This window comes from Amycolatopsis bullii (genome assembly GCF_014654205.1).
Taxonomy (GTDB): domain Bacteria; phylum Actinomycetota; class Actinomycetes; order Mycobacteriales; family Pseudonocardiaceae; genus Amycolatopsis; species Amycolatopsis plumensis.
Map to the genome: position 1 here is coordinate 76,258 of NZ_BNAW01000020.1, position 24,589 is coordinate 100,846.

Annotated in this window: 24 protein-coding genes; 12 read left to right on the forward strand and 12 right to left on the reverse strand. The window is 70.8% G+C overall.

Features of this window, described 5'->3' with window-relative positions:
* Positions 1–51 precede the first annotated feature (51 nt).
* Positions 52–1,437 carry a carboxylesterase/lipase family protein gene (locus IE317_RS22525; RefSeq protein WP_191313152.1) on the forward strand — a complete coding sequence of 462 codons (1,386 nt, stop codon included), beginning with the start codon at positions 52–54 and terminating at the stop codon, positions 1,435–1,437.
* A gap of 47 nt (positions 1,438–1,484) precedes the next feature.
* On the opposite strand, the gene IE317_RS22530 is transcribed toward IE317_RS22525, so the two are convergent.
* The 6 genes from IE317_RS22530 to rnhA all read right to left on the reverse strand — a co-directional run bounded on the left by IE317_RS22530 (position 1,485) and on the right by rnhA (position 8,022).
* Entirely contained in the window at positions 1,485–4,556 is a 3,072-nt protein-coding gene (locus tag IE317_RS22530; RefSeq protein WP_191313153.1) for a glycosyl hydrolase 2 galactose-binding domain-containing protein, read from the reverse strand.
* 117 nt (positions 4,557–4,673) lie between these two features.
* A complete protein-coding gene (locus IE317_RS22535) occupies positions 4,674–5,903 on the reverse strand; it encodes a hypothetical protein (RefSeq protein WP_191313155.1) in 1,230 nt (409 codons plus the stop codon).
* A gap of 46 nt (positions 5,904–5,949) precedes the next feature.
* The gene (locus tag IE317_RS22540; protein ID WP_191313158.1) at positions 5,950–6,369 is read right to left on the reverse strand and encodes a hypothetical protein; all 420 of its coding nucleotides are present in this window, start codon (positions 6,367–6,369) and stop codon (positions 5,950–5,952) included.
* Positions 6,369–6,749 (reverse strand): YchJ family protein, encoded by a 381-nt coding sequence (locus tag IE317_RS22545; protein WP_191313160.1) that lies wholly within the window; start codon positions 6,747–6,749, stop codon positions 6,369–6,371. Before IE317_RS22545 ends, IE317_RS22540 begins: the two co-directional genes overlap by 1 nt.
* 48 nt (positions 6,750–6,797) lie before the next feature.
* A complete protein-coding gene (locus IE317_RS22550; protein ID WP_191313162.1) occupies positions 6,798–7,454 on the reverse strand; it encodes a hypothetical protein in 657 nt (218 codons plus the stop codon).
* A gap of 106 nt (positions 7,455–7,560) precedes the next feature.
* Positions 7,561–8,022 (reverse strand): ribonuclease HI, encoded by a 462-nt coding sequence (gene rnhA, locus IE317_RS22555; protein WP_191313164.1) that lies wholly within the window; start codon positions 8,020–8,022, stop codon positions 7,561–7,563.
* A 75-nt stretch (positions 8,023–8,097) separates the two neighbouring features.
* Here rnhA and IE317_RS22560 point away from each other — a divergent pair, with 75 nt between their 5' ends.
* The 4 genes from IE317_RS22560 to IE317_RS22575 all read left to right on the forward strand — a co-directional run bounded on the left by IE317_RS22560 (position 8,098) and on the right by IE317_RS22575 (position 11,112).
* Positions 8,098–8,802, forward strand: coding sequence for a Crp/Fnr family transcriptional regulator (locus IE317_RS22560; RefSeq protein WP_191313166.1), 705 nt, complete (start codon positions 8,098–8,100; stop codon positions 8,800–8,802).
* A gap of 110 nt (positions 8,803–8,912) precedes the next feature.
* Positions 8,913–9,080, forward strand: coding sequence for a hypothetical protein (locus tag IE317_RS22565; RefSeq protein WP_191313168.1), 168 nt, complete (start codon positions 8,913–8,915; stop codon positions 9,078–9,080).
* 231 nt (positions 9,081–9,311) lie between these two features.
* Entirely contained in the window at positions 9,312–10,250 is a 939-nt protein-coding gene (locus IE317_RS22570) for a hypothetical protein (protein ID WP_191313169.1), read from the forward strand.
* A gap of 79 nt (positions 10,251–10,329) precedes the next feature.
* Complete coding sequence (locus IE317_RS22575) at positions 10,330–11,112, forward strand: DUF1684 domain-containing protein (protein ID WP_191313171.1); 783 nt, start codon at positions 10,330–10,332, stop codon at positions 11,110–11,112.
* 25 nt (positions 11,113–11,137) lie between these two features.
* Here IE317_RS22575 and IE317_RS22580 read toward each other — a convergent pair whose 3' ends face one another.
* The 3 genes from IE317_RS22580 to IE317_RS22590 form a co-directional block, all read right to left on the reverse strand.
* Positions 11,138–11,623, reverse strand: a complete 486-nt coding sequence (locus IE317_RS22580; protein WP_191313173.1) for an AMIN-like domain-containing (lipo)protein — start codon at positions 11,621–11,623, stop codon at positions 11,138–11,140.
* 125 nt (positions 11,624–11,748) lie between these two features.
* Positions 11,749–12,984, reverse strand: a complete 1,236-nt coding sequence (locus tag IE317_RS22585) for a hypothetical protein (RefSeq protein WP_191313175.1) — start codon at positions 12,982–12,984, stop codon at positions 11,749–11,751.
* A gap of 61 nt (positions 12,985–13,045) precedes the next feature.
* Positions 13,046–13,723 carry an MBL fold metallo-hydrolase gene (locus tag IE317_RS22590; RefSeq protein WP_191313177.1) on the reverse strand — a complete coding sequence of 226 codons (678 nt, stop codon included), beginning with the start codon at positions 13,721–13,723 and terminating at the stop codon, positions 13,046–13,048.
* A 110-nt stretch (positions 13,724–13,833) separates the two neighbouring features.
* Between IE317_RS22590 and IE317_RS22595 the strand changes: the two genes are divergently transcribed.
* Positions 13,834–15,039, forward strand: coding sequence for an acyltransferase family protein (locus IE317_RS22595; RefSeq protein ID WP_191313179.1), 1,206 nt, complete (start codon positions 13,834–13,836; stop codon positions 15,037–15,039).
* 89 nt (positions 15,040–15,128) lie between these two features.
* Positions 15,129–17,981, forward strand: coding sequence for an excinuclease ABC subunit UvrA (uvrA, locus tag IE317_RS22600; RefSeq protein WP_191313181.1), 2,853 nt, complete (start codon positions 15,129–15,131; stop codon positions 17,979–17,981).
* Positions 17,982–17,993: 12 nt separating this feature from the next.
* Here the strand turns inward: uvrA and IE317_RS22605 are convergent, their stop codons facing one another.
* Positions 17,994–18,530 (reverse strand): fibronectin type III domain-containing protein, encoded by a 537-nt coding sequence (locus IE317_RS22605; protein WP_191313183.1) that lies wholly within the window; start codon positions 18,528–18,530, stop codon positions 17,994–17,996.
* Positions 18,531–18,753: 223 nt separating this feature from the next.
* Here IE317_RS22605 and IE317_RS22610 point away from each other — a divergent pair, with 223 nt between their 5' ends.
* From IE317_RS22610 to IE317_RS22625, 4 genes are all read left to right on the forward strand, one after another.
* Positions 18,754–19,257, forward strand: a complete 504-nt coding sequence (locus tag IE317_RS22610; RefSeq protein ID WP_191313185.1) for a hypothetical protein — start codon at positions 18,754–18,756, stop codon at positions 19,255–19,257.
* A gap of 159 nt (positions 19,258–19,416) precedes the next feature.
* A complete protein-coding gene (locus tag IE317_RS22615) occupies positions 19,417–19,968 on the forward strand; it encodes a sigma-70 family RNA polymerase sigma factor (protein WP_026469270.1) in 552 nt (183 codons plus the stop codon).
* Positions 19,965–20,681 carry an anti-sigma factor family protein gene (locus IE317_RS22620; protein ID WP_191313188.1) on the forward strand — a complete coding sequence of 239 codons (717 nt, stop codon included), beginning with the start codon at positions 19,965–19,967 and terminating at the stop codon, positions 20,679–20,681. The genes IE317_RS22615 and IE317_RS22620 overlap by 4 nt, the downstream gene beginning before the upstream one ends.
* Position 20,682: 1 nt before the next feature.
* Entirely contained in the window at positions 20,683–21,126 is a 444-nt protein-coding gene (locus tag IE317_RS22625; RefSeq protein ID WP_191313190.1) for an SRPBCC family protein, read from the forward strand.
* 10 nt (positions 21,127–21,136) lie between these two features.
* Here the strand turns inward: IE317_RS22625 and IE317_RS22630 are convergent, their stop codons facing one another.
* A complete protein-coding gene (locus tag IE317_RS22630) occupies positions 21,137–22,576 on the reverse strand; it encodes a DHA2 family efflux MFS transporter permease subunit (RefSeq protein WP_191313192.1) in 1,440 nt (479 codons plus the stop codon).
* 104 nt (positions 22,577–22,680) lie between these two features.
* On the opposite strand from IE317_RS22630, the gene IE317_RS22635 reads away from it, so the two are divergent.
* A complete protein-coding gene (locus IE317_RS22635) occupies positions 22,681–23,079 on the forward strand; it encodes a winged helix-turn-helix transcriptional regulator (RefSeq protein WP_191313194.1) in 399 nt (132 codons plus the stop codon).
* Positions 23,080–23,212: 133 nt separating this feature from the next.
* Here the strand turns inward: IE317_RS22635 and IE317_RS22640 are convergent, their stop codons facing one another.
* Positions 23,213–24,556, reverse strand: coding sequence for a cation:dicarboxylate symporter family transporter (locus IE317_RS22640; protein ID WP_191313196.1), 1,344 nt, complete (start codon positions 24,554–24,556; stop codon positions 23,213–23,215).
* Positions 24,557–24,589 lie beyond the last annotated feature (33 nt).

Below are 24,589 nucleotides of genomic sequence, written 5' to 3' on the forward strand. Positions count from 1 at the left end.
CCCAGTCAACACGCTGGAGTGCACTCCAGCGCAAGCTTTTAGGCTGGGGTCGTGACGACGGTGGAGATCGCGGCCGGCGCCCTGCGCGGGTCCGAAGGAGACGGTGTCCGGACCTTCCTCGGCGTGCCGTACGCCGAGCCTCCGGTGGGGGAGCTGCGGTTCCGCGCGCCGCGGCCCGCGAAGCCGTGGGCCGGGGTACGGGACGCGGCGGAGTGGGCCCCGCGGGCGCCGCAGCCCGCGCTCACCGGGCGTGGCTTCACCGGTGACGAAGACTGCCTCTACGTCAACGTCTACGCCCCCGCCGCACCCGGCTCGTACCCGGTGCTGGTGTGGATCCACGGCGGCGGTGGCGTAATGGGCGCGCCGCACCAGTTCGACGCGTCCGCGTACGCGCGGCGAGGGGTCGTCGTCGTGACCGTCGCCTACCGGCTCGGCGTGCTCGGGATGCTGCACCTGCCCGGCGTCGCCGACTCGAACCTCTCCTTGCGCGACCAGGTCGCCGCACTCGAGTGGGTGCGGGACAACGTCGGCGCGTTCGGGGGCGACCCGGGCCGCGTCACGCTGGCCGGGCAGTCCAACGGCGGCCGCACGGTGGGGACGCTGCTGGCCGTGCCCGCCACCCGCGGGCTCGTCCACCGGGCGATCGTGCAGAGCGGCACCGGCGTCGGCTCAGTCGTGCACACCCCGGCCGAAGGCACGGCGGTGGCCGAGGCGGTCCTCGCCGAGCTGGGGGCCGGGCCGGACGACCTGGCGAAACTGCCGGTGACGCGGATTCTCGAGGCACAGCAACGGGTTTCGGCGGTGTCGGGCACCAAGGTGACCTACCGCGTGGTCGTCGGCGACGAGCTGCTTCCGCACCGGCCGCTGGACGGCGTCCGCGAGGTCCCGCTGCTCATCGGGACCACAGCCGACGAGGAAGACCTGTTCAGCTGGCTGCAGTCGGGTGGCGCGAAGCTGCTGGGCGTCGGCTCGACGATGCTGGACTCAGACGAGGTCGAGAAGGCTGTCGCACTGTATGACGACCTACTCGATTGGCCGCCGGACCAGATCCGCAACCGCGCGCTGACGGCGGGGGACTGGTGGATCCCGGCGATCCGCTTCGCCGAGAAGCAGCCGGACGCCTGGATGTACCGGCTGGACTGGCGGATCGCCCCGCGCGGCCGCGGTCTCGGCGCCGCCCACGGACTCGACCTGCCGCTGGTGTTCGACGACATCCGGAACAAAAACTGGCGGTTCCTGTTCGCCGGCCGGACGTTCCCGGCCGAACGGATGCAGGCGGTGGCGACGGAGATGTTCGGCGCCTGGGTCCGCTTCGTCACGACCGGCGACCCGGGCTGGCCGAAGTACACGACGGCGGACCGCGTCACGCGCCTGTTCGACGACGTCTCGACGACGGTCTCCGACCCGGACCGCGATCAGCGCCTGCTGTGGAACTGACCGGGGACGGGCACTTTCACGTGAAAGTGCCCGCCCCCGGCCCGCAGCTAGACGGTGATCTTGTCGACGTTCGGGCCGCCGTTGGCGGTCGTTGCGGTCGCCTTGATCTTGTTGGCGCCGGCGACCAGCGGCACGGGCAGCGTGACGGTCTGCCACGTGTCCCAGTTGCCGGTGCCGCCGAACGCCACGGCCGAGGCCACCTTCGTGCCGTTGACCGTGATGTCCATCGGGCGGTTCGCCGTGGTGCCGTTGGCGAACCGCAGGACGACGTTCGCGCTCCCCGCCGCGGCCGCGTTGACGGTGAACTCCACCGCGCTGCCGACCGCGTTGTCGTAGTTGACGAACCCGCTGCCGGTGTAGCCGAGGTGGTTCGACTCCGCGACGCCGTTCGTGATCGTCGCGTCCTCGGCCTGGTAGTCGGCCGGGGTGCCCGGGCCGGCCGAGCCGTTCGCCGGGATCGTCTTCGTCCCGGTGTTCCAGCCCGCGATCCGCACCGATGGCGCCGCTCCGCGCAGGTCCGCGGTCCGGTACGTCGCGGTCAGCGTGGTCGACTCACCCGGCCAGAGGGTGACCTGGTTGTCGGTCCACCGCACCGGCAGCACCGGCGCGCCCGCCGCGCCGACCACGTGCGCGTCGACGAAGAACGCCGGCACCTTGCCGGAGGAATCGTTCTTCAGCGTCACCTTGGTCGTCGTGGTGCCGTCGCCGTTCGCCGTCGAGGTCGCCGAAGACCCGAGCGTGACCGAGCTCAGTGAGTTCAGCCCCGAAAGGTCCGCGTAGGCCGACTGCGGCGTGTAGTACCAGTCGCTGTTGCCCCAGTCCAGGGTGTCGGCCTTGGTGGACAGCCAGTACACGTTCCGGCTGACCTCCTTGCCCGACGAATCGGTCAGGACCAGCTTCGCCAGGTACGTCGTCGACAGCCCGCTCACCGAACCGATGGTCAGCGCCGTCGTCTTCGCGCCGTCGCCGCCCACCGAAACGCTCTTCGTCTGGTCGAACTTCGGCGTTCCGTCCAGGTTGAACAGCTGCACCCGGGCGGTCAGCCCCGAAGCCGCGTCGTGGTTGTGGTTGACCACCACGACCGATTTCGTGTCGTACGAGTACTGGATGTGCAGCGGCTCGTTCGCCTTCTTCGCCCCGAAGTAGGAGCCGTTCTGGTCGAGGTAGGCGTCGAACAGCTGCCAGTGCAGCGACGTCCAGCCGCTGTTGAGCATCCAGTAGATGATCCCGGTGGCCGGGTTCGAGCTGTCGCTGAAGTTGCGCGAGTGCGACTCGAACTCGGCGCGGACGTTCTCGTACTGCGCCAGCTGCGCCTTCCGGACGAAGTCGTCGAGGCTGGCCGGCTTGCCGTAGCGGCCGGTCAGCGCGTCGCCGAAGAGCTTCAGGTTGGCGAACGTCGACGACGAGGACCGGTGGTACTGCGCGGTCGACGGGCTCTTCCACATCGTGTCGAGCTCGCTCGGCGACATCATCCGCTTGAGCGTGTCCATCGTCGGGATGTCCGGCCCGGCGCTGGTCTCGGAGTTGAAGCTCCACGCACCGCCGAGGTCGCTGTGCGCCTTGTCGTACCAGTAGTTCGGCGGGACGTAGTCGTACGGCCCGTTCATCTTCATCCCGGACGACCCCAGCTGCGGCGACGACTTCGCCGACGCGGCCGGGACCACCGGCGTCGCCCAGTCCGCGGCGGACAGCGCGTCGAGGTAGTTCTTCTCGATCGTCGCGTCGGGGGCGAAGTCACTGCCGATGAGGAAGGAGATGACGCTCGGGTGGTCGCGCAGCCGCTCGGCCTCCGCGGTCATCGACGCCTTGGCGACCGGGTAGTCCGCGGCGGTCCAGGGGTCGCCCTTCTCGTCCCCGTTGACCTGGCCTTCCCACTTGTCGCAGCACTCCCAGCCGGGCAGCGTCAGCACGCCCATCCGGTCGGCGAGGTCGAAGAACTCGTCCGGCTCGATGTGGCCCTCCAGGCGCACGGTGTTGAGCCCGAGGTCCTTGACGTAGGCGAGCTTGTCCGCGGCGAACTGCTCGTTCCAGCGCAGGAACAGGTCCGGCGAGTAGCCGCCGCCCTTGATCAGCAGCGGGCGCCCGTTGATCGTGTACGCCCGGCCGCCGCTGGCGTTCTTGTTCGCCGTCACCTGGCGGATGCCGAAGGTAGAGTGCGAGGAGTCCGACGCCGCGCCGCCGACGCTCGCGGTCAGGTCGAGGTCGTGCAGCGGCTGCGCGCCCATCCCGGCCGGCCACCAGACCTGCGGGTTGTCGATCCCGATCACTCCGAACGTGACGGTCTTCTTCTCCTTGGCCGCCAGGTTCACCGTCTGGCTGATGGCGCGCCCGGCGACCGTGCCCGAAACCGTCGTGGAGACGGCGGCCGCGGAGTCGTTGCGGACGTCGGCCTTCACCGTGAGGTCGGCGTGCGACGTCCCGGTCAGCTTCGTGACGACGTGGCCGCCGCGCAGCGCCACCGGGCCGCTGCGCCGCACCAGGACGTCCCGCACGATGCCCATGTTCTGGTCCGGCGGGGTCTGCGCCCAGTCGATCCAGCCCATCGACAGGTCCTTGTTCGGGTCGTTCGGGTAGACCTTGAACGCGATGCTGTTCGTGCCGGCCTTCACCTGCGCGGTGATGTCCAGGTCGTGGCGGGTGTAGGCGCCGTTGACCTGCGTCTTGTCGGCGATCCGCGTCCCGTTGACCCAGACGTCGGCCTTGGACAGCACCCCGCTGAAGTCGAGGTACGTGCGCTGCGTGGTGTCGGCGACGGTGAGGTCGGTGCGGTACCACCAGGGGACCTGGAAGTCCGCCGTCGGCACGTTCTTCATGTTCGTCGAGTAGAACGGGTCGGCGTACTTGCCGTTGGCCAGCAGCCCGGCGTAGACGGTCGAGCGCGGGCCGACCGGGTACCAGCCGGAGGTGTTGTAGCCGGGCTTGGACACCGCGGAGTCGTCGCTGACCTGCGCCGACGTCTGGATCAGGAAGCCGGGGACGGCGGTGGCCGGGGCCGCGGCCGCGAGCACCGCTCGCACCGGTTGCTGCCCGGTCGCGGCCGGGACGGTCGCCCCGGTCACCGCGACGGCCAGCACGGCCGCCGCGAGGAGAGTCCGGGTTCTTCTCTGCCGATAGCTCACTAGCGCGCCTCCTAGGCACCCACGGCGGCGGGGGACAGCGGACCATCGTTAGGGAACTTTCCTAACAATGGCGACGATGGTAGCGGCCCGGTCACGCCGGGAACAGAGGCCGTTTCGTCAGACCCGGGCCGCCTGCCACGCCGCGGCGGCCCGCAGGGCCAGCAGGAGCGGCAGGGAACCGTCTTCCCAGAGCCGTTGAGGAAGTGCCTCGCTGAGCGGGACACCGCCGGCCAGCGCGGCGCCGATCGCGGAGAGGTCGACATCGAAGAGCGCCAGGCCGGCGCTGTAGAGCCGCTCGCCGCTGACCGGGCGGCGCCGGGCGACCTCGGTGCTGTCGACCGCGAGCTCGGTCAGCCCGAAGAACTCGGGCTTGGCACCGCGCTCCATCCAGCGCGCGAAGCCGACCAGCTTCGTCTCGCGGACGTCTCCGGGGGTGAGGCCGCTTTCCTCGCACAGCTCGCGTTCCATCCCGGCGCGGACCGCGGTGTGCAGGAACCGGCGCGGGCTGCCGTCCGGGGTGCGCAGGTCGCGCGGTTCGAGCGAGCCGCTGCCCGACGGGGCCAGCAGCAGCCCGCTGACGGAGTTGAGCGGCGACTGCCGGACGGTGACCAGCTTCCCGTCGGTGGTGAACGCGACCGTCGAGACGCCGACGAGGTCGGCCAGCGTGCTGCCGCTCAGCTCCCGGAGCGCGCCGGCGGTGTCGGTGAGCTCGGCCTTGCGCAGGTCGTACTCTTCGCCGGTGTCGGTGCGGGTGATCCGGAGCGCGGCGAGCTCGTTCGAGCAGACGGCGTCGAAGAACCGCGCCCGGTGCAGCCGGATCGGCGCGGGCCGGGCCCCGGCGGCGGGCAGCGGATCGCCGCGCATGCCGACGATCGGGCCGTTGAACAGCAGCCGGCCGCGCGCCCGCAGCGGCAGCACGTGCGGCGCGGTGGCCTTGAGCGACGGCGGCAGCCGGTAGGGCTCCTCGGCGACGTCGACGGTGTGCCGTTCCTGCCACAGTGCGCGGTCGATCGCGGCGCTGACCAGCGCGGTGCCGCGGGCGGGCACGGCGAGGTAGGCCGCGTCTGGGTAGGCGGGCGGCGGCAGGTCCGCGGTGGGGAAGGGGGCGGCGATGGTGGTGAACTCGAACCCGGCCCACCGGCGGCGCAGCAGCCGCAGGTCACGGGTGAAGGTGGCCATGCCGAGCGCGAGAGCGACGACGGAGAGCCCGACCCCGACGGCGCTGGGGAGGATGGTGACGACCCCGAGCGCCACGCCCAGCCCGGACGCGGCGAGCGGCCACTCCCGGGCCCCGATGAAGCCGAGGTAGTCCGCCTTCGCCCGGGCGCGGCGCGTCAGTTTTCCCATCGCCGCACTGTTTAGCACGACGGCGGCGGTGCCCGGGCCGGGTTTCCTACTTCCCAAGCCCCAGGTCGGCCTTGAAGAGTTCGATCACCGCGAGCCGCTGCCGGTCCACCGCCTCGACAACGGCCTGCTCGACCCCGCCTGCCGCGGCGATCTTCGTGTGCACCTCGATCACGGCGCCCGCCAGGTCCCGCGCCGGCCCGGCCACCTCCCGGTCCGCCAGGACGTCGATCTCGGCCGTGGCGGCGTGCAGGCGCGCGTCCTCGGTCCGGCTCCGGTCGCCGGCCATCGCCTGCCCGTAGCTCGCGCTGATCGCGCGCAGGTACTCGGCGTAGACGGCCTGCTTCAGCTTGCCGAGCGCGTCCTCCCGCTGCCACCGGCGGGTGCGCGCCGCCTGCAGCAGCTGGAGCAGACCGCCGACGAGGACGCCGAGGAGCGCCCCCGCGACGCCGACGATCGCGGTCCCCATCAGGCGTCCGCGTCGAGGTAGACCCAGTGGCCGTCCGCACGCCGGAAGCGGCTGTTCTCCTCGAGGAAACCGTCCCGGCCCCGGTGGCGGTAGTGCGCCCGGAACTCGACGGTGCCCTCGGTCTGCAGCAGGCCCCCGCCGGTGCGGCCGAGGATCTCGAGCCGCGTCCACTCCTGGCCGGGATCGAGCCGGAGCTGCCGCGGCCGGGTGCCGGGGTGCCAGGTGCGCAGCAGGTAAGCGGTGTCCCCGACGGCGAAGGCGCTGAACCGCGAGCGCATCAGCAGTTCGGCGGTCGGAGCGGCCAGCCCGCCATCGTGGAACCGGCCGCAGCAGGCGGCGTAGGACTCGGCGAGGCCGCACGGGCACGAGGCGGGAGGCATCGGGGAATTCTGCCACGATCGATCGCGGGGTCCGGGAGCCCGCGGCCGTCAGGGCGCCGGGAACTCCACGGCGACGTCCGCGGCGTCTTCGAGCACCGCCGGGTCCGGGTGGCCGCCACCGCTCGTCGCCTCGGCGATCACCAGGCGGGGCCCGTCGAGCCGGGACTCGTAGTGGTCGCCGGTGAACCGGACGCCCGCCCGCTTCAGCAGGGCGTCGGGCACGGCGTAGATGTTCCCGGTGCCGTCGCGGTCGGCCAGCTCCCGCAGGTCGCGGGCCTCGGCGGTCTTCGGCATCCGGACCCACGCGATCGTGACGACGACCGTGTTCCCCCGGCCGTCGCCGACGGCCAGCAGCATGCGCGAGAGCGCCTTGCACGGATGGTGCACGAAGAACTGCTGAACCTGCCCGAACGCGTACGGCGCGCACTTCAGTTCGCGCTTGACGACCTTTTTGATCGTCTTGAGACCGAGTCGTTTCATCGCGTCTTCGTGCCGGCCTTTGCGGGCCGATTCCTTGCTGGAATTGCGGGCTTTCAGGGTTGATCCGCCCCCGGATTCGAGCGAAGCCGCGCCACCGCCGGTGCCCAGCGCCGTCCCGCCGGCCGCGGCGGCGCCGACCACCGCGGCGGCGAGCACCGCAGCTCGCCCTTTCTTCGGTTTGTCCGCCCCGAACGGCCTAGGCTTGCCGCCGACCATGCGCACCATCGCGAGCTCCCGTTCCCTCCCCGGTCCGGAAGGTCCGATCCTGCGTCGGAAACCGGAAGAGGGGAATGGTCGTCGCCCGAACGGCGCAGCGGCCGTCCGGTCCGGGCTAACCCGCGTTGACCGGCTTCCCGCTTTCCCGCGCCTCCTGGGCCCCGCGCACCGCAAACCGGTCGGCTCGCTCGTTTTCCGGGTGGCCCGCGTGGCCCTTCACCCACAGCCATTCGACCGTGTGGCCGCCGATCGCCGCGTCCAGGCGCTGCCACAGGTCCGCGTTCTTCACCGGGGCGCGCGCCGCCGTCTGCCAGCCGTTGCTCTTCCAGCGGGGCAGCCACTGCGTGATGCCGTTGCGCACGTACGTGCTGTCCGTGTACACCCGCACCTGCGACGGCCGGGTCAGGCTCTCCAAGGCGCGGATCGGCGCCGTCAGCTCCATGCGGTTGTTCGTCGTCGGCGTGGCTTCGCCGCCGTACAGCTCGCGCTCGTGCCTGCCGTAGCGCAGCACCGCGCCCCAGCCGCCCGGTCCGGGGTTCCCGCTGCACGCTCCGTCGGTGTAGATCTCCACGTCCACGGCGGCGACCCTACCGGTCGCGCCCCTCGCCGAAGACCGCCACGCCGGGTTACGGTGAACCTCCGGAGGGGAACGATGAGCGGGCACGACGACGCGGGCGAGGGGGCGCTCCTGGCCTACCTCGCCGAAGCCGATCGCGAGTACCTGCTCGCCCGGGGCACCCGCCGCCGGTTCCGCGCGAACGACGTCGTGCTCATGGAGGGCGACCCGTCCGACCACGTCCACGTGCTGGTTTCCGGCTGGGTGCGCGTCTCCACGATCGTCGAGGACGGCCGCGAAGTGCTCTTCGGGCTGCGCGGCCCCGGCGAGGTGCTGGGCGACCTCGCCGCGGTCACCGGGCGGCCGCGGTCGGCGTCGGTCCGCGCGATCGAACCCTGCACCGTCTTCCAGTTGAAGGGCGCCGATTTCGTCGACGTCCTGCACGCTCGGCCCGCGATCGCCATCGCCACCATCAAGACGGTCGCGGCCCGGCTCCGCAACGCCGAGTCCGCGCGCGTCGACGCGGCCGCCTTCGACGTCAGCCGCCGGGTCGCGGTGGTGCTGGTCCGGCTGGCCGAGGAGCACGGCCGGACCGTGCCGGACGGCGTCGTCGTCGACGCGCTGTCGCAGGAGGACATCGCCGCGCAGATCGGCGCGGCCCGGCGTACCGTCGCCCGGGCGCTGCGCGTGCTGCGGGAGCGCGGGATCGTCGAGACCGGCCGTCGCCGGTTCCTCATCCGCGAACCTCGCGTCCTGCGGGCCTTCGCCCGTTCTGAGCCAAACGGCACACAACGCCCGTGACAGCGGGCATCTGAGGAAACCCGCCGCCCGGCGATCCTGGAACCCGGCCGGAAAGAATGCGATGCCCACCGGCCGGATTCCATTTCGAGCGAGGTCGGGGAGTCCTTGTCGTGAACGTCTACTGCCGGATTTTGACCCTGGTGAAATCGGTCTTCGCCGCGTTCCTGGTCGGTGCCGTCGCGGGTTTCGCGGTGGCCGCCGGAACCGCGGCGGAGCCCGCCGCGCCGGCGTTGCACGGCTCCGCGCCGCTTTCCGCCTCGGCCTGGGTACAGCGATGAGGAGGTGTGTCTGATGGAGAGTCACTCGATCTGGGCCCTGATCTTCGGGGTCAACTGAGCCGCGGGTGAGACCCGGCCGGCCGGCTCGTGGGGGGCCGGCCGGCCGGGTATTCGCCGAATGGCGGTGTCCGGATTTTGTCCTGCTTTCGGAGAACGGAAACTGCTAACGTGGGCAAATCTTCCGCGCGGGGACGAGGGGGTGGGACGACGGAAGAGCACACCCTCCCGTTCGTGCGCGAGCTCAACGAACTGCGCCGCGGCCGCGGCCTCGACGCGGCCGACCTGCACCAGCGGATCGGCCCCTGCCTGCGGGCGGCGTGCGCGATCACCGAAACCGACCAGCCGGTCGCCGCGCGCCAGAAGCTCGTGCTGCGGCTGACCGAGCTGTGCGGCCGGCTGCCGCCGGACCTGAAGCTGGCCGCGCTGGCGGCGCTCGGCCTGCACGAGGAGGCCGCGGGGGAGTTCCTCGACCGGCGGATCTCGTGGCTGGCCAGCGTCCTCGACCGCGACCCGCGCACCGCCCGCCGCCGGATCGACCTGGCGTTCCGCCGGCTCGACGAGCTGCTCGGCGCGCCCGGGCCCGGCAGCGACCTGCACCCGCTGGCCGGCTGGTACGTCGAGTCGATGAAGGCGATGCTCCGGCTCGATCGCGAGCCGCCGGAACTGCAGGAGGAACGCCGGATCGTCGCCGAGGTCGACGAGCTCGACGAGCTGGTCCTGCCGTTCAGCGTGCCGGCCGAACCGGGCAGCGACCCGGTGCCGGACATCACCGCCGACGCGCTGTTCGGCGGCGAGATCGTCGAAGCGCGCCAGGTGTCGGCGAGTCACGCCCAGTTCGTGATGCGGCTGCCGAACCCGCTGCGGCTCGGCCAGCGGCACGAGTACGGCATCCGGTTCACGCCGCGGCGCACGGAACTGCGGCCGTACTACGCCATGACGCCGTTGCGCCGCTGCGAGCACTTCGCGGTGCGGGTCCGGTTCGACCGGGCGGCACCGCCGTCGCGCGTGTGGCGCCTCAACGGCGTGCCGGGCCGGGTGGTCGACGACGGCGTCGACTCGGGCGACGCGCTGATCGTCAACCGGGTCGGCGAGGTCGGCCTCGAGTTCCACGACCTGCACCAGGGCCTGAGCTACGGGCTGCAGTGGTCGTTCGACCCGCCGGCGGACTGAGCCCGTCCGGATGCTGGGACCCGGAATAGCGGCGCCGGCGGCGGGTTGGCACCGTCGTAGCCGACGGAAGGGGCCCGCGATGAGCACGTTCACGAGCGAGTGGCAGGACTGGAAGGCCCGGCGCGAGGCCGACCTGGCCGAACCGCACGGCTGGCTGGCCCTGGTGTCGCTGGACTGGCTGACCGACGCCCCGCGCGAGTACCCCGGCATCCCGGGCCGCTGGTGGCAGGACGCCGACGCGGCGTACGTCGACCCGGCCGGCGCGTCGCTGGCGCACGAAGGGGAGCCGATCACCGGCGTCCGGCGCTTCGAGCTGGTCAACAGCGGCGCGGGCACGCGGGTGCTGGCCGGCGACGTCGAGATCGAGGTGGCCCGCCGTTCGGGGTACCTGATCCGCGTCCACGACCCCAAGGCCGAGGTGCTGCGCGAGTTCCGCGGCGTCCCGGCGTACGAGCCGTCGCCGTCCTGGGTGCTGTCCGGACGGTTCGAGCCGTTCGAGGCGCCGCGCCCGACGACGGTCGGCGCCGTGGTGGAGGGCTTGAGCCACGTGTACACGGCACCGGGCGTGGTCCGCTTCGAGTACGAAGGGGCGTCGCACACCCTGACCGCGTTCAACGGCAAGGACGGCGGCCTCAGCATCCTGTTCACCGACGGGACGAGCGGCGTGACGACCTACGCGGCCAACCGGTCGCTGCCGGTCGGAGCACCGGCGGCGGACGGCTCGGTGACGCTGGACTTCAACCGCGCGGTGAACCTGCCGTGCGCGTTCACCGACTTCGCGACGTGCCCGCTGCCCCCGGCGGGCAACCACCTGCCGTTCGCGGTCGAGGCGGGGGAGAAGACGCCGTACGAGCGCCGCTGACTCCCCCGCCTGCCGTTCAGCGGATTCAGTGGGCGACGTCGATGACGACGCGGTTGGGCCCGGTGAGCGTGAAGACGTTCACCGCGGTCCGCGTCCGCACCCCGATCCCGATCGAGGTCTGCGCCTCGAAGTCGCCGGTGAGGGCGATGGCCATGACGTTGGTGAGGTTCCGGGTCCGGAACTTCTGCGGCCCGGTGTAGGTGGGGTTCCCGTTCGCGTCGTGCGCGACGAGCGGGAAGGCGGAGACGTTGATGAAGTACTCGCCGGTGAGCCACACGATCTCCCCGGACGGGTCGGCGGTGAGCTCGTCGACGAGCTGGTAGTTCAGGTTGCCCGGCACGGTCCCGGCGGACAGGTCGAGCACGATCCGGTCGAACCCGGGGTTGAGCCCGGTCCGGATGCTGATCAGGGCGGGCGTGGTGGCGGCGGCCTGGGCCGCCCCCGCGGCGGCGAGCGTCCCGGCGAGCAGCAGCGTGACGGCGACGAGCGCGCGTCGGACGGGTCTGGACATGGGGCCTCCTGGCGGAGCGAACCGATGGAAGTCCCAGCGCTGGATTCGTGGAAGACGCCCGGTTCGTCCGGGAAGTTGTCCCCGTGTCCCCTATCGTTACCCAGCTGCTCCGAACGTGTCCGTGATCAGTCGTCCATGGTGAGCGAAAAGATCGACCCGTCGGGTGTCGCGGAGTAGACGGTCCGTGGTCCCGATGTCCCGTTCTGGGTTTGGAACCGCTGAAGCCGGGTGGCGAACGCCTGCTGGGCTTCCATCACCGGCTCGGCGAAGTCCCCGGCGAGCGCCCGGTCGACCTGTTGGTCGATGCCGTACTGCACGGTGAGCTGTTCCTGCCCGAACCCGAAATCGATACTGGTGCCGCGTGCGGATCCCACAGGGGTCTCGAACGTCACCCGCTCGCGTGGCTGTCGCCTGAGCCGACCCTGCATCACCTCGGGCGCCCACTGCTGGAGCGCCTCGAAGTTGCCGCCGAAGTCTGCGAGCACGGCCCACGAAGCACTGACGGCGGCACTGGTCATGTCCGCCGCAGGGACGTTCGCCTGGTCGGACTCGAGACGGAAACCTCGAACGCTCTGGATCGACTCCGTCGAGACTTCGTAGAACGGTTCCTCGTCTTCGCCGGGGTCGATAGCGAGATAGGAGGTCCCGCTCTCGCCGGTGACAACGGCCGTCGCCAGACCGTCCGGCACGCGGCCGCCGATCTCGACTCCGTCGAGCTGGCCGACGCCTCGGGCGAGTTGCGCCATGGCGGTGCTGGTGCTCTTGGTCCCCTTGCATTCGAGTACTCGGGTCGCGTACCGGCTGCTGTCCTGGGGATCGGTACCGATCAGGAGGTAGTCCGGTCGCCGGGTACCGATGTGCTGGGCCGTGACGTCCGGCCCGAACACGAAACGGGCGTCCAAAGCCACGTCGATGTCGACCACGGAACGCAGGCCGGCCCGGCTCGTGGTTTCGAACCACCGCGCCGCGAGTGCGGTCCCGAAGCCGATCCCCATCTCTTCGGAGGTCACCCGCCGCTGGTTGCCGACGATGCGCCGCCCCGCTTCGCTCAAGACGAGCTTCGGAACACCGGGGTGGGAGTACTCACGGGCGAAGAAGCCCAGGTACCGCAGCAGGCCCCACCAGAGATATCGATCCAGCACGTCGTCCTGGTACCGGGGACGGGTCGCCGAGGCGAGCCGGTGCAGGGCCTCGATCGGCCGAAGGACGATACCGTCCTCGAGGCCGATCGCGGGCGACAACGCCTTGCGGGGCGGGCTGAAGTCCTTTCGTTGTTGAATCGCCCGAACCAGGGCTTCGTCGCTTCGTCCGGACAAGCGCACCGGCGTGTCGACCACGTGGAGCGCCTCTTCGAGATCCACTCTCTCCCCCCTCGCAACCCGCAGAGGCGGTGGGCCGCGCGGGGCGACCCACCGCGATCGGTCACCAGCCGCGCTCGCGCCACTCCTTCAGCTTCGGCCGCTCCGCGCCGAGCGTCGAGTCGTCCCCGTGGCCCGGGTAGAACCACGTCTCGTCCGGCAGCTCCCCGAAGATCCGTGTCTCCACGTCGTCGAGCAGGGACTCGAAATCCGAAGGCGACGACGTCTTGCCCACCCCGCCCGGGAACAGCGAGTCCCCGGTGAACAGGTGCGGGTGCCCCGCCGGGTCGCGGTACAGCAGTGCGATCGAGCCCGGGGTGTGGCCCCGCAGGTGGATCACCGACAGGGTGACCTCTCCCACCGTCAGCGTGTCGCCGTGCTCGACCAGGAAGTCCGGCGGGACCGGCAGCGGTGCGGCGTCCAGCGGGTGGGCCGCCGTGTTCGCGCCGTTCGCCCCGGCCACCGCGCCCAGCGCCTGCCAGTGGTCCTGGTGCTGGTGGGTGGTGACGACCGTCTTCAAGGACGGCCGGTCCGGGCCGTGGCCGATCAGGTCCGAGATGCGCTCCGGGTCGCTCGCCGCGTCGATCAGCAGCGCCTCGTTCGACGAACGGCACACCAGGAGGTACGCGTTGTTGTCCATCGGGCCGACGGACAGCTTGGTGATGGTGAGCGCGTCCAGGGTGCGCCGGGTGGCGTCGCCGCCCGGGTCGACGTGCCCGGTGTAGGTGTCCACGATGTTCACCGTGCACACGGTAGTCGTTTCGTTCCAAGCGGTTCCACCCGCACAAGCGCGCGGCCACCCCGCCACGTAGGCTCATCGCGAACCCCGCCAGCCCCGACCTCAGGACGACCGTGCCCACCTCCCCGACGCCGCGCCGGATCAGCTGGGACCTCCTCCGGGTCGTCGCCGTCTTCGCGGTCGTCCTCGGGCACGTCACCCACCAGGGTGCCCTCCTGCACCCGGAACTCACGGGGTACCCCATCAGGGTGACAGCGCAGTTCGGCGCCGCGATCCTGCTGGTGATCTCCGCCTTCTTCGTTTGCGCCAGCCTCCGCAAGGGCAATCCCGGCCGGTGGCTGTGGAACCGCGTCGCGCGCCTGGTGCCGGCGTACCTGGTCGCCGTCCTGGTGACGTACGTCATCACGCGGTGGGCCGCCATCTCCTTCAGCGGCCTGCCCTACCCGCCGGGCGTCACCGGGTTCCTCTTCGGCGTTCCGCAGGGGCCGCCGACGAACCCGTCGCCGTGGTACATCCCGACCTGGCTGGACCTGGTCGCCAACCTCGGCATGGTGCAGGAGTGGGGCATCCGCTGGGACGCCTTCTACTACCTCGACGGCTCCTACTGGACGCTGCCGGTGCAGCTGCTGGCCTTCACCGGCGCCGCCCTGCTGTGGCCGCGGTCGTGGCGGACCCACCGGCTGACCGTCGCCCTGCTGTGGGCGCTGATCCTCGTCCCGCTCGCGCTGCGCTTCCTCGTCTTCCCGCCGGGGACGGCCGGCCCGGTCGTCGAGACGTTCTTCTACGGCCTGGGGCTGCACCGCCTGCACGTCTTCGCGATCGGTGTCGCGATCTGGCTGTGGGCGCAGTGGCGGCTGAAGACGTGGCACATCGCACTCTTCGTGGTGGCCGCGGTCGCCGCCCAGGACCTGCAGGTGTTCCCGTTCCACGTCGCGCTGCCGCAGGACGCGCTGCGCTGGCCGTCCACGATCGGGTTCGCCGTGCTGCTCCTGCTGGTCTGCGTGGCCGCCCGCGGCGCGGACTGGCGGTTCCCCGGGCTGGCCCGGATCGCCCCGGCCGTCACCTGGCTCGCGGGCATCTCGTATGGTCTTTATCTGGTGCACCAGGAACTGGGTTACATCCTGGCCCGCGCCCTGCTCGACCTCGGCCTCCCCGGCTGGCTGCGGCTCCCCGCGGTCGTCGGCGCCGCCGTGCTGGCCGGCTGGGCGGTCACCGCGGGGGTCGAACGCCCGGCCCACCGGTGGCTCACCAGACGCCGGAAGCCCGAAGAACCGCAGGTCAAGGACGCGGAACCCGTTTTTGTCGGTGGTGGCTCGTAGCATGGATCGAGGCCACCCGTGCAGCTTGACTGGGACATAAAAGAACGGGTCGGCGACCGCACTGAAGAAGACATTGAGAGGACCCTGGCGTGGCTGATCGCCTCGTTGTTCGCGGTGCCCGCGAGCACAACCTCCGCGGCGTGGATCTCGACCTGCCCCGCGACAGCCTGATCGTGTTCACCGGCCTGTCCGGGTCGGGGAAGTCGAGCCTCGCCTTCGACACCATCTTCGCCGAAGGGCAGCGCCGCTACGTCGAGTCGCTCTCGGCGTACGCCCGCCAGTTCCTGGGGCAGATGGACAAGCCGGACGTCGACTTCATCGAGGGCCTTTCGCCCGCGGTGTCGATCGACCAGAAGTCGACCTCGCGCAACCCGCGTTCGACCGTGGGCACGATCACCGAGGTCTACGACTACCTGCGCCTGCTCTACGCCCGCGCCGGCAAGGCGCACTGCCCCCAGTGCGGCGAGGCGATCAGCAAGCAGACCCCGCAGCAGATCGTCGACCAGGTGCTGGAGATGGACGAAGGCGTCCGCTTCCAGGTGCTGGCGCCGGTGGTGCGCGGGCGCAAGGGCGAGTACGTCGACCTGTTCGAGAACCTGCAGCAGCAGGGCTACGCGCGCGTGGTCGTCGACGGCACGGTCCACGCGCTCACCGACCCGCCGAAGCTGAAGAAGCAGGAAAAGCACCAGATCGCCGTGGTCATCGACCGGCTGAGCGTCAAGTCGAGCTCGCGGCAGCGGCTCACCGATTCGGTCGAGACGGCGCTGCGCCTGGCCGACGGGCTGATCGAGCTCGAGTTCGTCGACCTGCCGGAGAACGACCCGCACCGGATCCGCGGCTTCTCCGAGAACCTGGCCTGCCCGAACGGCCACCCGCTGGCCATCGAGGACCTCGAGCCCCGCTCGTTCTCCTTCAATTCGCCCTACGGCGCCTGCCCCGAGTGCACCGGTATCGGCATCCGCAAGGAGGTCGACCCGGAGCTGGTGGTCCCGGACGACGAGCTGTCGCTGGCCGAGGGCGCGATCGCGCCGTGGTCGGGCGGGCAGAGCGCGGACTACTTCGTCCGGTTGCTCGAGTCGCTGTCGGAGACCATCGGGTTCCGGATGGACACGCCGTGGCGGCGGCTGCCGGCGCGCGCCCAGAAGGCGGTGCTGCACGGCGTCGACGAGCAGGTCCACGTCCGCTACAAGAACCGCTACGGCCGCCAGCGCTCGTACTACGCGAACTTCGAGGGCGTCATCCCCTTCCTCGAGCGGCGGCAGGAGCAGACCGAGTCCGAGTACATGCGCGAGCGGTACGAGGGCTACATGCGCGAGGTGCCGTGCCCGGCCTGCCAGGGCACCCGGCTCAAGCCGGAAATCCTCGCGGTGACGCTGGAGCACAAGACCCGCGGCGACATGTCCATCGCCGAGGTCTGCGCGCTGTCCATCGCGGAGGCGTCGCAGTTTCTCGACGAGCTGGAGCTGGGCCAGCGCGAGGCGATGATCGCCGGCGCGGTGCTCAAGGAGATCCAGGCGCGCCTGCGCTTCCTGCTCGACGTCGGCCTGACGTACCTCTCGCTCGACCGCGCGTCGGCCACGCTGTCGGGTGGTGAAGCGCAGCGCATCCGGCTCGCGACGCAGATCGGTTCGGGCCTGGTGGGCGTGCTGTACGTGCTCGACGAGCCGTCGATCGGCCTGCACCAGCGCGACAACCACCGGCTGATCGAGACGCTGACCCGGCTGCGGAACCTGGGCAACACGCTGATCGTCGTCGAGCACGACGAGGACACCATCCGCTCCAGCGACTGGGTGGTCGACATCGGCCCCGGCGCGGGCGAGCACGGCGGCCACATCGTCCACAGTGGACCGTACAAGAAGCTGCTGAAGAGCAAGGAGTCGCTGACCGGGCAGTACCTGTCCGGCCGGCGCAAGATCGAGGTGCCCGCCATCCGGCGGCCGGTCGACAAGAAGCGGCAGCTGACGGTCGTCGGCGCGCGCGAGCACAACCTGCGCGGGCTCGACGTCTCGTTCCCGCTCGGCTGCCTGGTCTCGGTCACCGGCGTCTCCGGCTCGGGCAAGTCGACGCTGGTCAACGACATCCTCGCGACCGTGCTGGCGAACAAGCTCAACGGCGCCCGCCAGGTGCCGGGCCGCCACACCCGGGTCAACGGCCTGAACAACGTCGACAAGCTGGTGCGGGTCGACCAGTCGCCGATCGGGCGGACCCCGCGGTCCAACCCGGCCACCTACACGGGGGTCTGGGACCACGTCCGGAAGCTGTTCGCGGCGACCACCGAGGCGAAGGTCCGCGGCTACCAGCAGGGCCGGTTCTCGTTCAACGTCAAGGGCGGCCGCTGCGAGGCGTGCGCCGGCGACGGCACGATCAAGATCGAGATGAACTTCCTGCCCGACGTCTACGTCCCGTGCGAGGTCTGCAAGGGCGCCCGGTACAACCGGGAGACCCTCGAGGTGCACTACAAGGGCAAGACGGTCTCGGACGTGCTCGACATGCCCATCGAGGAGGCCGCGGAGTTCTTCGAGCCGATCAAGGCCATCCACCGCCACCTGCAGACGCTGGTGGACGTCGGCCTCGGCTACGTCCGGCTCGGCCAGCCGGCGCCGACGCTGTCCGGTGGCGAGGCGCAGCGCGTCAAGCTGGCCAGCGAGCTGCAGAAGCGCTCGACCGGCAAGACGGTGTACATCCTCGACGAGCCGACCACGGGTCTGCACTTCGAGGACATCAACAAGCTGATCGGCGTGATCAACGGCCTGGTCGACAAGGGCAACTCGGTGATCGTGATCGAACACAACCTCGACGTGATCAAGACCTCCGACTGGGTCATCGACATGGGCCCCGAGGGTGGCTCGGGCGGTGGCACGGTGGTCGCCGAGGGCACCCCGGAGCACTTGGCGGACATCGAGGACAGCTACACCGGCCAGTTCCTGAAGACGGTCCTCTGAGGCCGGTCGCGGCTACCGCTCCTTCCCCGTGCTCTGGTGGACCACGGGGGAGAGCGGGCCGTAGTGCAGGGCGCGCAGCTGGTAGGCCGAGCCCGCTTCGCCGGGCAGGAGTGACAGCGCACATGTCGTGACGTCCGGCCCGGTCACTTCGACCGGGTCGAACTCCGGCGCGCCCGGGCGACGGATCTCCAGCAGGAACCCGGCTTCGTCGCTCGAGCGGTCGGCCCACGTGAACGTCACCGTGTCCCCCGAAACCACCGTGCGCAGGTCCGTCGAGACCGGGCCGGTGAACGGCTGCACCCGGTAGTAGAACGGCGTCTCCGGGATCAGGTCCGGGTGGTGGTAGCTCGTCGTGTGCGCGGGCAGGAACCGCAGCGTCGTCCACGGGCCGGCCGGGTCGTTGGCGTACTCGACGCGGTGGCCCGCGCCGTCGTCCGGCCAGCCGAGCACGACGTCCGTCGGCGAAGTCAGGGTCGCGGTGAAAGAAGGTGCGGGCGCGGAACAGCCCGCGGCCAGCAGCGCCACCAGGACGAGGAGTTTGACGGGCACGGCGGCCTCCCGGACGGGCGGGGGCGGCGGTGCGGACGTGCTCACCTTAGGAACCCGGCCGCACGGCGACAAGATCGTGCCGATCACCGGGACACACCAATCCGGCGGCGAACCGGCACCGAATGGCGCGAAAACCGGGCTGAACCGTTTCGCGCCTGCCTCCGTGTTCTGGGTGTCGAGGTCCACCGGACGGTGGAGCCGCCCTCACCGAGGAGAGAACGTCATGAACCGTATCCGGCCGGTGGTCGCCAGCGCGGTGGCGCTGTTCGCCGTCGCCTCGTTGTCCGCCTGCGGTGACATGGCCGACGGCGCCCAAGGGCCGCAGCACGGGGAGCCGGGGCACAAGATGCTCCAGGTCGCCACGGTCGACGGGGTGGGCGCGGTGGTCACCGACGCCGACGGCAAGACGCTCTACCGGTTCGACAAGGACATGTCCTCGCCGCCGACGTCCAACTGCGACGGCGACTGCACGAAGTCCTGGCCGCCGATGCTCGCCGGGGTGGCGACGCCGATGCTCAAGGGCATCCAGGACACCCAGGTCGGCACGGTGACCCGCAAGGACGGCAGCAAGCAGATCACGCTCAACGGCTGGCCGCTGTACGAGTCCGCGAGCGACAAGGTCACCGGTGACATGAACGGCCAGGGCGCCAACGGCATGTGGTTCGCCGTCGCGCCGGACGGCAGCAAGATCACCGCGAAGAGCAAGGCCGGCGGCGCCGGGTACTGACTTACGGTACTGACTGCGACGGGGTTTTCCGGGCAAACGAGGAAGGACGGGCAGCCGATGAACACCATGGTCGCGCTGCGCTCGGCGCACGCACCGCCGGTGGAGCTGAGGGTTGCACTACTGTCCTCGACGACTCAGAACACCGTCGGGAGGACGAGGGTGGCCATAGGAGGCAGGCGGCCTAAGAAGGCCAAAGGCGAAGACCTCATTCGGCAGCTGTACGCCGAACACGGGCGAAGCCTGCTGGCCTACGCGACGAGGCTGACCGGGGATCGGGCGGCAGCCGAGGACGTGGTCCAGGAGACGCTCGTCCGTGCTTGGAAACACGCGGACGATCTGCAGAACGACGGGAAAGGCTCGGTGCGCGGCTGGTTGCTGACCGTCGCGCGCAACCTGGTCACCGACCGGGCACGAGCACGGGCGGCCCGGCCACAGGAGGTGGCCGAACCGGCCGAAGGCGTGCCGACCCCGGCCGTCGAACGCGACCACGCCCAGGGGGTGGTGGACTCGATGACCGTGCTCGGGGCGATGGACGGACTGTCCAACGAGCATCGAGAGGTCCTGGTGGAGATCTACTACCGGGGACGGACGGTGGCCGAAGCGGCGAGAACACTGGGCGTCGCACCGGGTACCGTGAAATCAAGGTCTTACTACGCACTACGAGCACTCAGAGCAGCGATGATTTCGAGCGGAACGGAGGTGGCGCGATGAACTCGGTGGACGAGAGTCACACGCAGCTCGGCGCGTACGCCCTCGGCGCGCTCGATCCCCACGAGGCGGCCGACTTCGAGCGGCGGCACCTGCAGACCTGCGCGCAGTGCCGGTTCGACCTGAACGAGCTCGTGGCCCTGCGCGACTCGCTCGACGAGGTGCCGCCCGAGGCGTTCCTCGACGGGCCGCCCGAGGGCGGGGACCTGCTGCTGCAGAAGACCCTGCGCCGGGTGCGCGACGAGGAAGAGCGCGTGGCGCCGGCTCGTTCCGGTGGACGCCGGGGCCTGGCCCTGGTCGCGGCGGCGGTGCTGGTGGTGGCCGCCCTCGGTGGCGGCGTGCTGGTGGGCCGTCAGACGGCCGAGCCCCCGTCGCAGGCGCTTCCCGCGCCACCGCCGTCGGACGTGCCCGGGACGAAGACCGTCGAAGGCCGGGATCCGACGACCGGCGTGCAGCTGGCCGCGTCCATCATCCCGTTCCAGGGCTGGGTCAAGACGGACGTCAGCGTCAAGGGCGTCAAGGCCGGCGAGAAGTGCCTGCTCCAGGTGGTGACCAAGGACGGCAAGGCGGTCACCGCGGGCAGCTGGCAGGTGTCGGAGAAGTGGGAAAGCCAGGGCTTCAAGCTCGACGGGTCGGCACTGGTCGCCCCCGACGACGTGAAGTCGATCGACATCGTCACGGTCGACGGCCGGAAGCTGGTCTCGGCCCAGGTATGACGTGACGGGCGCGTTCTACCGGTTCCGCAGCACGTGGCTGCTGCCGGCAAGCGCGCCCGGGCGGGTGTTCGACGTGGTCACCGACCTCGCCGGCTACCCGCGGTGGTGGTCGGACGTCCGCGCGGTGCATCGCGTGGACGACGACACCGCCGAGCTGGTTTGCCGGTCCCGGCTGCCGTTCCGGATCGTCGTCCGGATGCACCGGGACCTCCAGGACGAGCGCAGGGGCCTGATGCGGGTCAGGCTCAGCGGCGACCTCGACGGGACACTGGCGGGAGCGGTCCGCGCGGCGGGCGCGGGCACGCTGCTGGAGATCACCCAGGACGTCCAGGCCCGGAAGGAGTTGCTGCGGCGCTTCGACACGGTGGCCCGGCCGCTCTTCCGCGCGAACCACGCGCTGATGATGCGGCGGGGCCACCGTGGGCTTTCCGCCTACCTGACCTGACTCGCTTGGGTCAGGCCTGACCGGCGACGCAAACCTCCTGCTCCGGAGCCGCCGGAGCCGCCGGAGCCGCGGAAGCGGCCTTGCGGGTGCGGCGGCCCAGCACCAGCCCGCCGAGCACGACCGCCGCGATCAGGAAGCCCGCGCTCACCCCGTAGGCCAGCCGGTACCCCGCCGCCAGGGCTTCGCGGTGGTCCAGCGCGCTCAGGCTCTCCGTGCGGGCGGCGGCCACCGCGGCCAGCACCGCCGTGCCGACCGCCGCCCCGACCTGCTGGGTCGTGTTGATCAGGCCCGACGCGACACCCGCGTCCTCCGCCGGGACGTCCGCCATCGCCAGCCCCATCAGCGCCGGGATGGCCGCGCCGGCGCCGAGGCCCATCAGCAGCAGCGGGGGCAGGACGCCGGTGAAGTAGGAGCCGGACACCTGCGTGAGCAGCAGCAGGCCCACGATCACCAGGCCGAGGCCCGACAGCAGCACCGCGCGCGGGCCGAACCGCGCCGCGAGCTTGTCCGCGAAGCCGAGCGACGCCACGGCGATGACCAGCGGCACCGGCAGGAACGCGACGCCGGTCCCCAGCGCGTCGAGGCCCAGCACCTGCTGCAGGTACAACGCCGTGACGAACTGGAAGCCGAGCATCCCGGCGACCATCAGCACCATCACCACGTTCGCGCCGGCCACCGCGCGGATCCGGAACAGCCGCAGCGGCAGCAACGGCGTCCGCGCCTTCGCCTGCCGCACCGCGAACGCCGCGAGCAGGACGACCGCCGCGGCCACCGCGCCCCAGGACGACGCCGAAATGCCGTACACGCCCAGCATCACCGCGGCGGTGACGAGGAGCGCGCCGAGCACGTCCAAGCCTGCCCGCAGGCCCGTCCCGCGGTCCGGCGCGACCACCTGGACGGCCAGCAGCAGCGCCGCCACGCCGATCGGCAGGTTGACGTAGAACGTCCAGTGCCAGTTCAGCGCCTGCGTCAGCGCACCACCGGCGATGAGCCCGATCGACGCGCCCGCCGCCTGCGTGAAGCTGTAGACGCCGATCGCCTTCGCCCGCGCCCGGGGCTCGGGGTACATCGTGACGATCATCCCGAGCACCACGGCCGACGCCAGGGCGCCGCCGACACCCTGGGCGAACCTCGCCACGACCAGAACGCCCGCGTCGGCGGCCAGGCCCGCGACCAGGGAAGCCAGCGTGAACAGGCCCAGCCCGCCGAGGAAGACGCGGCGGCGGCCGACCAGGTCGCCGAGCCGTCCGGAGAGCAGGAGCAGGCCGCCGAACGCGACCAGGTAGGCGGTGAAGACCCACGAGAGCCCGGCGGGCGTGAAGCCGAGGTCGGCCTGGATCGACGGCAGCGCCACCGCGACGATGCTGCTGTCCAGCACGACCATCAGCGAGGCGGCGCACAGCACCGCCAGCGCGAGGCCGCGGGAGCGGGTGGGGGGGTTCTCGGCCATGTCAGGCCCCTCCAGTCGAGAGTTCCCCTGGTCGTCGCCAGGGCACTTCTTGTAACAGTGCCCATCATGTGTGACCATGTGGACGCGCGTAAGGAGGCACTTCCATGTCCCAGGGGAACATCGGTGTACCTGTCCAGGTCACCGAGATCGATCCGGAGAAACTCGACGTCTGCACGGTGCTGGAGGTCATCAACCGGATCAGCGGCAAGTGGGCGATCGGCATCCTGCTGGAGGCCATCCGGGGCCCGGTGCGGTTCACCGAGCTGGAGCGCGCGGTCGAAGGGATCAGCCGCCGGATGCTGACGCTGACCCTGCGCAACCTGGAGCGTGACGGCCTGCTGGTCCGCACCATCTACCCGACCGTCCCGCCGCGCGTGGAGTATGAAGCCACGGCGATGGCGAAGGAGCTCTACCAGTCGCTGAACGGCCTGCTCGGCTGGGCGGAGCAGCACCGCGACGACATCGCCGCCGCCCGCGTCGCCTACGACACCCAAGCAAGCTGAACACCAAGAGGGCACTTTCACGTGAAAGTGCCCTCTTGGGCAGAACGTGGAACGGGCCGCGGTGCGAGGTCGGGGAGACTCGCACCGCGGCCCGCGGTGGCTCGTGCTCAGCGGGGGCGTGAGCACGAACGTGTTACTTGGCGGCGACTTCCTCGGGCTCGGGCTGCCGCTCCTCGTCGATCAACGTGGCTTCGTCGAACGGCGCGGTCCCGGCGAACACCCGTTCGGCCTGGTCGCGGTCGAACTCCTTCGTCCAGTTTCCGATGAGGACGGTCGCGACGGCGTTGCCGGCGAAGTTGGTCAGCGCGCGGGCCTCGGACATGAACCGGTCGATGCCGAGGATGAAGCCGACGCCGTTGACCAGTTCCGGCCGGTGCGACTGCAGGCCGCTGGCCAGGGTCGCGATGCCGGAACCGCTGACCCCCGCGGCCCCCTTCGACGCGATGATCATGAACACGAGCAGGCCGATCTGCGCGCCGATCGACAGCGGCTCGTCCTGCGCCGCGGCGATGAACAGCGTCGCCATGGTCAGGTAGATCGCCGTGCCGTCCAGGTTGAACGAGTACCCGGTGGGCACGGTGATGCCGACGACCGACTTGCCGACCCCGAGGTGCTCCATCTTCGCGATCAGCCGCGGCAGCGCCGATTCCGACGACGACGTCGAGAGGATCAGCAGGAACTCGCGGCCGAGGTAGCGCAGCAGGTGCCAGATGTTCACCCGGGCGCCGAGCCACAGCACCAGGCCGAGGATGACGAACACGAACACCAGGCAGGTCGCGTAGAAGCCGATCATGATCACCGCGAGGCTCTTCAGCGCGGCCCAGCCGGTCGCGCCGACCACGGCCGCGATCGCGCCGAACGCGCCGATCGGCGCGGCCCACATGATCATCGCCAGGACCCGGAAGACCAGGCGCTGGATGTGCTCGACCCCGCGCAGGATCGGCGCGCCCTTCGGACCCAGCTTCTGCAGCGCGAAGCCGACGAGCAGCGCGACGAGCAGCGTCTGCAGGACCTGGCCTTCGGTGAAGGCGGACACGAACGTCTTCGGGATGATGTGGAGCAGGAAGTCGACCGGCCCTTCGGAGCCGGTGGCGGACTTCTGGACGCTCTTCACGTCGGCCGGGTTGAGATGCAGCCCCTCGCCCGGGTGCAGCAGGTTGCCGACGACCAGGCCGATGGCGAGCGCGAAGGTCGACATCACGATGAAGTAGACCAGCGCCATGATGCCGACCTTGCCGACCTTCGCCGCCTTGGCGACCGAGCCGACACCGATCACGATGGTGCAGAAGATGATCGGCGAGATCATCATCTTGATCAGGTTGACGAACCCGTCGCCCAGCGGCTTGAGGCCCTTGGCGAAACCGGGGAAGAGAAAGCCCACCAGGATTCCGAGCAGGACCGCGACGATCACGGCCAGGTACAGGTAGTGGGTCTTGTCGCGGCGGCGCGGCGCCGCGTCGGGGGTCGGTGTAGGCACCGTTGCCTCCAGCTAGGGGTGTTCGGGTTGCGG